At 41.2% G+C, this 9977-nt stretch carries 11 protein-coding genes; 8 read left to right on the forward strand and 3 right to left on the reverse strand.

Annotation, left to right across the window (positions count from 1 at the left end; genetic code table 11):
• Nucleotides 1-793, reverse strand: a 793-nt coding sequence (locus tag L4C33_RS16095) for a putative PEP-binding protein (RefSeq protein ID WP_428813433.1), incomplete at its 3' end; no start/stop codon positions are given.
• 207 nt (nucleotides 794-1000) lie between these two features.
• On the opposite strand from L4C33_RS16095, the gene L4C33_RS16100 reads away from it, so the two are divergent.
• Complete coding sequence (locus L4C33_RS16100) at nucleotides 1001-2059, forward strand: 3-deoxy-7-phosphoheptulonate synthase (RefSeq protein WP_428813434.1); 1059 nt, start codon at nucleotides 1001-1003, stop codon at nucleotides 2057-2059.
• Nucleotides 2060-2071: 12 nt separating this feature from the next.
• Nucleotides 2072-2554 (forward strand): YajQ family cyclic di-GMP-binding protein, encoded by a 483-nt coding sequence (locus L4C33_RS16105; protein ID WP_428813435.1) that lies wholly within the window; start codon nucleotides 2072-2074, stop codon nucleotides 2552-2554.
• Between the two features lie 81 nt (nucleotides 2555-2635).
• Here L4C33_RS16105 and L4C33_RS16110 read toward each other — a convergent pair whose 3' ends face one another.
• Entirely contained in the window at nucleotides 2636-3574 is a 939-nt protein-coding gene (locus L4C33_RS16110) for a precorrin-2 dehydrogenase/sirohydrochlorin ferrochelatase family protein (RefSeq protein WP_428813436.1), read from the reverse strand.
• Between the two features lie 457 nt (nucleotides 3575-4031).
• On the opposite strand from L4C33_RS16110, the gene L4C33_RS16115 reads away from it, so the two are divergent.
• From L4C33_RS16115 to L4C33_RS16140, 6 genes are all read left to right on the forward strand, one after another.
• On the forward strand, nucleotides 4032-5060 hold the full coding sequence (locus L4C33_RS16115) for an amino acid ABC transporter substrate-binding protein (RefSeq protein ID WP_428813437.1): 1029 nt from the start codon (nucleotides 4032-4034) through the stop codon (nucleotides 5058-5060).
• 72 nt (nucleotides 5061-5132) lie between these two features.
• A complete protein-coding gene (locus L4C33_RS16120) occupies nucleotides 5133-6338 on the forward strand; it encodes an amino acid ABC transporter permease (RefSeq protein ID WP_428813438.1) in 1206 nt (401 codons plus the stop codon).
• Between the two features lies 1 nt (nucleotide 6339).
• Nucleotides 6340-7437 carry an amino acid ABC transporter permease gene (locus tag L4C33_RS16125; protein ID WP_428813439.1) on the forward strand — a complete coding sequence of 366 codons (1098 nt, stop codon included), beginning with the start codon at nucleotides 6340-6342 and terminating at the stop codon, nucleotides 7435-7437.
• 22 nt (nucleotides 7438-7459) lie between these two features.
• Entirely contained in the window at nucleotides 7460-8224 is a 765-nt protein-coding gene (locus L4C33_RS16130) for an amino acid ABC transporter ATP-binding protein (RefSeq protein ID WP_428813440.1), read from the forward strand.
• Nucleotides 8225-8435: 211 nt separating this feature from the next.
• Nucleotides 8436-9101, forward strand: a complete 666-nt coding sequence (locus tag L4C33_RS16135; protein ID WP_428813441.1) for a Bax inhibitor-1/YccA family protein — start codon at nucleotides 8436-8438, stop codon at nucleotides 9099-9101.
• Between the two features lie 141 nt (nucleotides 9102-9242).
• The gene (locus L4C33_RS16140) at nucleotides 9243-9572 is read left to right on the forward strand and encodes a TusE/DsrC/DsvC family sulfur relay protein (RefSeq protein ID WP_428813442.1); all 330 of its coding nucleotides are present in this window, start codon (nucleotides 9243-9245) and stop codon (nucleotides 9570-9572) included.
• Between the two features lie 52 nt (nucleotides 9573-9624).
• Here the strand turns inward: L4C33_RS16140 and yccX are convergent, their stop codons facing one another.
• A complete protein-coding gene (yccX, locus tag L4C33_RS16145) occupies nucleotides 9625-9900 on the reverse strand; it encodes an acylphosphatase (protein ID WP_428813443.1) in 276 nt (91 codons plus the stop codon).
• Nucleotides 9901-9977 lie beyond the last annotated feature (77 nt).

Raw genomic sequence — 9977 nt, forward strand, 5'->3', positions numbered from 1 at the left:
GTTTCTTACTATGCTGTGCTGCTTTAACAATCATATCAATCAAAGTGATCACAGCTTCATTCTGAGGATCAAACTGATACTTTTGACTTTCATTCTGCTTATCAACACCTAGCGTAAACTGAGTTAGGTTATCGATATTTACCGCAACGCCATCAAAGTAGTGCAGTAGGCGCTCGGCTAGTAAAACTGAAGAAGGAACATCACAAGAGAACAATACTTTTAGGCCATTTAAGCCACGTGGTAAACCTTGCTCTGCAAGCAAATCAATAATTTTTGCAGCATCGCTCAAAGCACGGACAAATGGTACGACGATCTCAACTTCAATCCCTTTCTCTCGTAAGTTTTTGATTACTTGGCATTCAAGAGCAAAGGCCTTGCCATAAGCTTCTGAAGCGTAAAGAGATACACCACGTAAGCCAAGAGCAGGGTTCGTTTCTTGCGGCTGAAGAGATCCGCCAAGGAGAGAGTTATATGCGTAGCTGTCTGCACCACTTAGGCATACACGAATTGCTTTATGCGAAGGTTTAACCGCAGATTCAATCGCAGATACTAGTGTGTCTACGAAATGTTGAGAAGCTGACTTCCCGTTAAGGATTGTATCTAGTGAACTTTTATCTGTATCAGATAATGACGCTAGATTGTTTTCAATGCTCGGGTGGTAGAAAATTTTCTCCATCACAAGCTCAGAAAGCGAAACATAGATATGGTCGGAATTATTATTATCATCATAAGACGGTAATACATCACCTAGAACGAGTTCTGGGTGAAGAGCGCCTTGATTTTCTTGAGTCATTACTGCTCCAGCGGTGGTCTGTTGTGTTAAATCGAAAATACCGAGTGCCGCACGGGAATTCAAGTACTAATCGACCTTTTGGCTAGAACCCACTAATAAAGTAGTAATTATTCCATTAATGATAGATAAGATTGGCGCTAAAGAGTTTATTCCTTAGTTCAATTCCGTTATCTTAACCGCTTCGAAATAGAAAAATAAAGCTATCACATGCCATTAAAAACCGATGAGTTGAGAACCCAAGCTCTTGGGCCAATGCCAACTCCAGCCGAATTAGGCTCTGCTCACCCTATTACTGATGATGTAGCAGAACGCATTGCAAATTCCCGTAGACAGATCGAAGATATTTTAACTGGTCGCGACGATCGCCTTTTAGTCATCGTTGGCCCATGCTCAGTACACGACACTGATGCTGCTTTAGATTACGCTGAGCGTCTAAGTGCTATTCAAGAACAGTACAAAGATGAGCTATTCGTTGTTATGCGTACTTACTTCGAGAAGCCACGTACTGTTGTTGGTTGGAAAGGCCTGATCACAGACCCTAACCTTGATGGTTCATACGCACTAGAAACAGGCTTAAACAAAGCTCGAAAATTGCTTTTAGATATAAATAAACTGGGTTTAGCAACTGCTACCGAGTTTTTAGATATGATCACTGGCCAATACATCGCAGACTTGATCACGTGGGGTGCAATTGGCGCTCGTACAACTGAATCTCAGATTCACCGTGAAATGGCTTCAGCTTTGTCTTGCCCTGTTGGCTTTAAAAACGCGACAAACGGCAACGTGAAAATTGCTATCGATGCAATTCGCGCAGCACAGGCCTCTCACTACTTCTATTCTCCAGATAAGAATGGACGCATGACGGTTTACCGTACTTCAGGTAACCCTTACGGCCATATCATTCTTCGCGGTGGTGATAAAGGCACTAACTTCGATAGTGAGTCTGTCGCTGACGCATGTAAGCAGTTGGAACAGTTCGACCTACCTCAACGCTTAGTCGTCGACTTCAGTCATGCAAACTGTCAAAAGCAGCACCGTAAGCAAATCGATGTTGCAGCCGATATTTGCGAGCAAATCAAGTCTGGCAAGAACCAAGTCGCAGGCATCATGGCCGAGAGTTTCATTGAAGAAGGAAACCAGCCAATGACCGATATCAATAATCTAGAATATGGCAAGTCTATTACTGACCCATGCTTAAGCTGGAATGATACCGCTAAGATGTTGGATATGCTTGCTAGCGCAATTAAAGATAGAAACTCAAAATAGGAAAATACAATTATGCCGTCGTTTGACATTATTTCAGAAGTAGAAGCAGTTGAGCTACGTAACGCTGTTGATAACGCTACGCGTGAACTAGCAACTCGTTTTGATTTCCGTGGTGTTGAAGCTAGCTATGAATACAAAGATGAAACTGTAAAGCTTTCTGCTGAGCATGATTTCCAGCTTTTACAAATGCGCGATATTTTACGTAGTAACTTAACGAAACGTAATGTTGACCCGACAGCAATGGAAGCAAAGACTGCCGATCAATCGGGTAAGTTTTGGAACCAAACTGTTGTTTTSAAACAAGGTATCGAAACTGATGTTGCAAAGAAAATCGTTAAACTGATCAAAGACAACAAAGTAAAAGTTCAAGCTTCAATCCAAGGCGAAAAAGTTCGAGTAACGGGTAAAAAGCGTGATGACCTCCAAGCTGTAATGGCGCTTGTTCGCAATGGCGAGCTTGGTCAACCATTCCAGTTTGACAACTTCCGTGACTAAGAACCGTTAATCGGAAATCTTACTTACAAAAAAGGCCTCTAATGAGGCCTTTTTTATTTGAGACACCTGACGTGTTTCTCTCTATATTTCTTTCGAACTTGATAGCCGCGTATCGCTACCGATTAGAAGGCTAAATGTTGAATTAGCCGGCGGGATCATGACACAAACACGTAACTGACGTTTCTTCGCACTAGCTAACTTTGTCGATAGCTCTCCGCTGTCAGAGAAAGACTCTCGCTCTGCATCTCTACGACACATATCAACATAGCTAAAAGGACACTCTTTTGCGTAAAGTACCAACTCTGCTTCTTGCATCAAACGTAATGCCTTTATAGACAGCAGCTCAACGTCGTCGACAAACTCTATCCAAGTAACACGTCCACTACTTTCTATACCTTGCTTTAATGCCCCCTGATATAGAGACTCTAGCTGCTCTCTGGTCGTTGCTTGCTCTACCTCAGTGGCCGATAGAAACACTTCCCAAAACTTACGGCGCTCGTCTACTGTCGAATAATGCTCTTTAATCGAATTCCTCTTTGAAGCACCAAAATCAGCCAGCACAGACAAATTTTGTGAAAGTGCCATTTCCAATTTTTCACGAATGTTTCTGACTAAAACAGGCGAAGCACCACCGCTTGAGATCGCAATTTGTATCCTGCCTCTGTTGATCATTGAAGGAGTAATGAAGTCACAGTAAGGTAAGTCATCCACTACATTAACCAAAATACCCAGATTTTTTGCATCTCTATGAACTTGATGATTCAGTTCAGGGTTGTCTGTTGTCGCCCATACTTGAATATAATCATTTGAGATCAGTTGCGATGAATAAAAGTTCTGAATCCAGATCAGTTTCTTCTCGACAATTAGATCGTGCAAGTAAGGCTCTACCTTAGGTGAGACCAATGTAACCGCCGCTCCAGCCCTCAAGAGTGAGTCAACTTTTCTACATGCGACCTCACCGCCCCCAACAACCAATACGGGTTTATTTTCAACGTCTAAAAACAGTGGAAAGTAACGCATTTTCTTCCTTGAGTCCGATAAATAACTATTCATTCATGCTACCAAATTTGGAGCATATAAATAACTCCCGAGCACGAATTAAAGCCATTAATGACCAAATTTTAAACTAATTAAAGCTCATAAGTTTAGAAGCACACCATTTAAACAGACTAATTACCTATTCTTTAGCAAAATTAAAAACCTAAATCCTGTTGCACCAACAATGTGATCCTTTGCACTATTTACATTCAGTTAACATTTAGTCATTCTAATTGTGTTCGGATTTGTGATTTCACTCAAAAATCTTTTTAAATTATATGTTTGTGAAACCTTAAATCCTTTCCTAATCTTATAAACGGTTGTTTTAAATTACTGCAGGATTCGTAATTTCAAACGCTTACAGATAGAAATACAACTTAATTGAGCACGTGTATCAGGTGTCACCTGGTTTAACATTGATCATACAGGAAGGATACAAATGACAAATAAACTAACACTTCTTGCTTCAGTAGTAGCTGCATCAACTGCAATGATGGCAACATCAGCATCGGCAGCAGAAAGCACTCTGGACAAAGTAACATCTCAAGGGTTTTTAACTTGTGGTGTGAGTACGGGTCTTCCAGGGTTCTCTAACCCTAACTCTAAAGGTGAATGGGAAGGAATTGATGTTGAGTATTGTCAAGCTCTTGCTGCTGCAGTACTTGGTGATAAATCAAAAGTAAAATACGTACCATTAACAGCAAAAGAACGTTTCACTGCACTTCAATCAGGTGAGATTGATGTGCTATCTCGTAACACAACTTGGACTCTTCACCGTGATACAGCTCTTGGTCTAAACTTCGTAGGTGTAAACTACTACGATGGTCAAGGTTTCATGGTTAAGAAAGATCTTGGTCTTACGAGTGCTAAAGAACTAGATGGCGCATCTGTATGTGTTCAATCTGGTACTACTACAGAACTTAACCTAGCTGACTACTTCCGTAATAGTGGTATGTCTTACAAGCCAGTTGTATTTGATACAGCAGCTCAAACTTCTAAAGGTTTCGATGCTGGTCGTTGTGACGTGCTTACAACTGACCAATCAGGTCTATACGCACTTCGTTTGAACCTTAAAGATCCATCTTCTGCACAAGTACTCCCAGAAATCATTTCTAAAGAGCCACTAGGCCCTGTTGTTCGTCAAGATGACGACAAATGGTTCAACGTAGCTAAATGGACTCTTTCTGCAATGATCAATGCTGAAGAATACGGCATCAGCTCTAAAAACGCAGATCAAATGCTTAAGTCTAAAGATCCAAACATCAAACGTATCCTTGGCGTTGATGGCCCTAAAGGTAAAGGCCTAGGTATTCGTGATGATTGGGGTTACCAGGTGATCAAACAAGTTGGTAACTACGGCGAAAGCTTTGAGAGAACAGTTGGTACAGGTTCTCCACTGCAAATTTCACGTGGCGTTAATGCACTATGGAATGCGGGCGGCTTTATGTACGCTCCACCAATCCGTTAATAAAGTTTAGATAGCACCAAACAGGGCGGATTTTCCGCCCTGTTTATTAAATGGATTTGAGGTTATAGCAGTATGAAACCTAACGAAACTCTTTCTCCATCCCAGGAAAAACCGCAAGCTAAAAGCGCCAACCTTCTTTACAACCCTACTTTCCGCTCAGTTGTATTTCAAGTACTTGCAGTCTTAGCACTGTGTGCTTTTATTTATACCATTGTAAATAATGCACTAACTAACTTAGATGCCCGTGGTATTACCACTGGTTTCGACTTTTTATCCCAAGAAGCAGGCTTTGGTATAGGACTAACTCTCGTCGAGTACGATGAAACATTTTCTTATGGCAGAACCTTTATTATCGGTCTTTTAAATACCGCACTCGTATCTGTGCTTGGTATTATTCTGGCAACGGTAATCGGCTTTTCAATGGGTATTGCAAGGCTTTCGTCAAACTGGTTAGTTAGTCGATTCGCTGCAATTTATATAGAAATATTCCGAAATATTCCCCTTCTACTACAAATATTCTTTTGGTATTTCGCAGTACTTCAAGCTTTACCTTCAGCACGCCAGAGCATGAGTTTAGGAGAAGCTATCTTCTTAAATGTTCGTGGCCTTTATTTCCCTGCTCCTATTTTTGAGCAAGGGAGCACAATTGTTATTGCTGCGTTTATTGCAGGTATCATTGCGACAATCGTGATAAACATCTGGGCAAATAACAAACAAAAGCTAACTGGTCAGCAAACCCCTATGGGGCGCATAGCATTTGCGCTAATCGTGGGCTTACCAACTGTAATTTACTTTATTATGGGGATGCCTATTTCGGCTGAATACCCTGAACTTAAAGGATTTAACTTTAAGGGTGGTATTAGCATAATCCCAGAATTAGCAGCACTCATGTTAGCCCTTAGCATCTATACTGCCTCGTTTATTGCTGAAATAGTACGTTCAGGTATTAATGCGGTTAGTCATGGACRAACAGAAGCTGCAATGTCTTTAGGCATTCCTCGCTCGCGCACTCTCAAGCTCGTTATTATTCCACAAGCACTGAGAATCATTATTCCACCTCTAACAAGTCAATATCTAAACTTGACTAAAAACTCATCACTTGCAATGGCGATTGGCTATCCAGATCTTGTGTCTGTATTTGCAGGAACAACGCTAAACCAAACAGGGCAAGCGATTGAAGTAATAGCAATGACTATGGGTGTTTACCTAACTCTCAGTCTACTTACTTCAGCATTGATGAATATATATAACCGCAAAGTTGCGTTGGTGGAGAGATAAGATGAGCATACATCAATTTCAACCAGACCTTCCGCCTCCAGCAAATACTGTTGGCCCAATTGGCTGGTTACGTAAAAACCTTTTTAATGGCCCTGTAAATAGCATTGTTACCGTCATATTGGCGTACTTTGCAATATCTTTGCTTTGGGCAATCGCCGACTGGGCAATAATCAATGCAGATTGGGTTGGCACAACCAGAGATGCTTGTACAAGTGATGGCGCTTGTTGGGTCTTTATCAGTGTTCGATGGGACCAGTTCATGTTTGGTTTCTACCCAGAAGCTGAGTTATGGCGCCCTCGCCTGTTTTACATCACTCTCGCTATTTTCGTTGGTTTACTGGCCTACGAAAAAACACCAAAACGTACTTGGATATGGTTATTCTTTGTAAACATTTATCCATTTTTAATCGCTGGTTTGCTTTACGGCGGCGTATTTGGTCTTGAAGTCGTTGAAACTCACAAATGGGGTGGATTACTAGTAACTTTGATCATCGCACTTGTTGGTATTGTCGTCTCACTACCAATTGGTGTGGCTCTGGCGCTTGGTCGTCGTTCTGAAATGCCGATTATTCGTAGTATGTGTACCGTGTACATTGAAATCTGGCGTGGTGTTCCTCTTATCACTGTCCTTTTCATGGCATCGGTAATGCTTCCACTGTTCTTGTCGGAAGGTACAGAGACAGACAAACTGATTAGAGCGCTAATTGGTGTAGTTTTGTTTAGTGCTGCATACATGGCAGAAGTAATACGTGGTGGCTTGCAAGCAATCCCTAAAGGCCAATATGAAGCCGCAGACGCTCTTGGGCTAAGCTACTGGAAGAAAACGGGATTAATCATTCTTCCACAAGCATTGAAAATCACTATTCCATCAATCGTAAACACGTTTATTGGTTTATTTAAAGACACCAGTCTCGTGCTTATCATTGGTATGTTTGATGTATTAGGTATCGGCCAAGCAGCTAACACTGACCCTGAGTGGCTTGGTTTCTCAACAGAAAGTTATGTATTTGTCGCGTTAGTGTTCTGGGTGTTCTGTTTCGGTATGTCGAGATACTCGATATGGCTAGAAAACAAACTTCACACCGGTCACAAACGATAATTAAGAAGATCAAGGACGTATTATGACGCAGCAAGCAATCAATAACTCTTCAGAACTGATGATAGAGTTAAAAGACATGAACAAGTGGTACGGCGAGTTTCACGTACTTAAAAATATTAACCTAGAAGTTAAAAAAGGCGAGAAGATAGTAATCTGTGGCCCTTCTGGTTCAGGTAAGTCAACAATGATCCGTTGTATCAACCGTCTAGAAGAGCATCAAAAAGGTCACATTTTTGTTTCAGGTAACGAGTTAACTGAAGATCTCAAAAACATTGAGGCAGTACGTAGAGATGTCGGCATGTGTTTCCAACACTTCAATCTCTTCCCTCACCTCACGGTTTTAGAAAATTGCACACTAGCGCCTATTTGGGTAAAAAAAATGCCTAAACAAGAAGCTGAAGCGATTGCAATGAAGTTTTTAGAGCRCGTGAAGATACCAGAACAAGCAGATAAGTTCCCAGGGCAACTATCTGGTGGCCAACAACAACGTGTAGCCATTGCTCGTTCACTGTGTATGAACCCACAAGTGATGCTGTTTGATGAACCAACGTCGGCTCTTGACCCTGAGATGGTTCGTGAGGTTTTAGATGTAATGGTGGAACTTGCAGAGGAAGGCATGACAATGCTGTGTGTTACCCACGAAATGGGCTTCGCGAAAGAAGTTGCTGACCGAGTCATCTTTATGGATGCGGGGGAAATAATCGAAGAAAACAACCCAGTAGACTTCTTCGAAAACCCTCAGTCAGACCGAACTCAAAACTTCTTGAGCCAGATCCTGCACCATTAATAGCGAATAAACACAAACTTAACAGGCGGCTTCGGTCGCCTTTTTACTTACCGTAACAACTCAAGTAACATTGTGTTACACCTTCAAAAATACTTAACCGTCTATTTTGATTATTATTTTGTTTATGAACATTGCATGGAACACTTGATTTTCTGAACTTTCACCTCCATAAATGTACTAATAACTATTAAGACACCTTACGAGGAAGATTATGAACAGCCCTATGTTTTCACGCACAGCGACTCAAGAAAGTGCTTTGCAAACGAATAAAGTTTTGCGTAATACTTATGCTCTACTTTCTATGACATTACTTTGGTCTGCTGTCGTAGCAGGCGTATCTATGGCGATGAACCTCCCTCGCCCGGGAATAATCATCATGCTAGTTGGCTTTTACGGCTTACTTTTCTTAACAGAGAAAAACCGTGATAACAGCATGGGTCTTGTATTCACGTTCCTATTTACAGGTTTCTTGGGCTACACGATTGGTCCAATCTTAAACATGTATATCGGTGCAGGTATGGGTGATGTCATCCTTACAGCATTAGGCGGCACAGCTTTAGCATTTATGGCAGCTTCAGCATATGCACTTACAACAAAACGTGACCTATCATTCCTTAACGGCATGCTATTAGCGGGTTTTGTTGTTTTACTAGTAGGTATGGTTGCAAATATCTTCCTACAAATGCCAATGCTTTCGTTAGCAATGAGCGGCATGTTCATCCTGTTCTCTACAGGTGTTATCTTGCTAACAACTCAAAGTATTATTCGCGGTGGTGAAACTAATTACATTTCTGCGACGATTAGCTTATATGTATCAATTTACAACATCTTCATTAGCCTATTAAGCATCCTAGGTGTAATGAATAGCGATGATTAATCGTTAGTCAACATGTGTGCTAAGAAGCCCGAGAGTTATGCTCTTGGGCTTTTTTATACCCATAGAGTCATTATTTTTTGGGAATATTTAAAGTGTCGTGTACCCTATTGACAGAATCAAAGAAACACGTTGGAATAAACTATGCTCGAATATAATGGCACTCAAATCGAAACAGATGCGCAAGGCTACCTACTAGACCATACTCAGTGGGAAGAAGGAATGATTAGCGTATTAGCTAAAGAAGAAGGTATTGAGCTCACTGATGCTCATGTTGAGGTCGTTCTTTTTGTGAGAAATTTTTACGAAGAGTTTAATACATCTCCAGCAGTCCGTATGTTAGTCAAAGCGATGGAAAAAGCCCACGGCCCTGAAAAAGGCAACAGTAAATATCTGTTTAAACTTTTCAAACAAGGTCCTGCAAAACAAGCGACAAAGCTTGCTGGGTTGCCAAAGCCAGCAAAGTGCTTATAAACGATAAATCATAAGTACTAGACCCATTAGTACGAGATACTGTCGACATTACTCACAGTATCTCGAATCCACAGCACTCTACCACTTCTTCAAGAGTGTTAATGGTAACGTTGGTAACAGACGCAGTTCTTGGACCTACGAGTAGCCACTCCTTCATCAGATCTAAGTTATCAACGTCCCCTGTAACTAATACTTCCACTGTACCGTCGTTCAAATTTTTAGCATATCCCGTTAATTCAAGCTCTTTACCCTTGATACCTGTAAAATACCGGAAGCCCACACCCTGAACATGCCCTTTTATAACGAACAACATGCTTTTATATTTCATATCATTGCCTCAAAATTCGCATAAATGATATAATTCGGCTGATCTATTCACGCACACGTTCGTGTGGAAAGGAACTA

It is taken from the genome of Vibrio makurazakiensis, assembly GCF_050337375.1.
Taxonomy (GTDB): Bacteria; Pseudomonadota; Gammaproteobacteria; order Enterobacterales; family Vibrionaceae; genus Vibrio; species Vibrio makurazakiensis.

Bases quoted from the DNA above. Each gene is read 5' to 3' on its own strand.
- L4C33_RS16100 (WP_428813434.1), top strand. From the start codon at position 1,001: ATGCCATTAAAAACCGATGAGTTGAGAACCCAAGCTCTTGGGCCAATG.
- L4C33_RS16110 (WP_428813436.1), bottom strand. From the start codon at position 3,574: ATGCGTTACTTTCCACTGTTTTTAGACGTTGAAAATAAACCCGTATTG.
- L4C33_RS16115 (WP_428813437.1), top strand. From the start codon at position 4,032: ATGACAAATAAACTAACACTTCTTGCTTCAGTAGTAGCTGCATCAACT.
- L4C33_RS16140 (WP_428813442.1), top strand. From the start codon at position 9,243: ATGCTCGAATATAATGGCACTCAAATCGAAACAGATGCGCAAGGCTAC.
- L4C33_RS16135 (WP_428813441.1), top strand. From the start codon at position 8,436: ATGAACAGCCCTATGTTTTCACGCACAGCGACTCAAGAAAGTGCTTTG.
- yccX (WP_428813443.1), bottom strand. From the start codon at position 9,900: ATGAAATATAAAAGCATGTTGTTCGTTATAAAAGGGCATGTTCAGGGT.
- L4C33_RS16125 (WP_428813439.1), top strand. From the start codon at position 6,340: ATGAGCATACATCAATTTCAACCAGACCTTCCGCCTCCAGCAAATACT.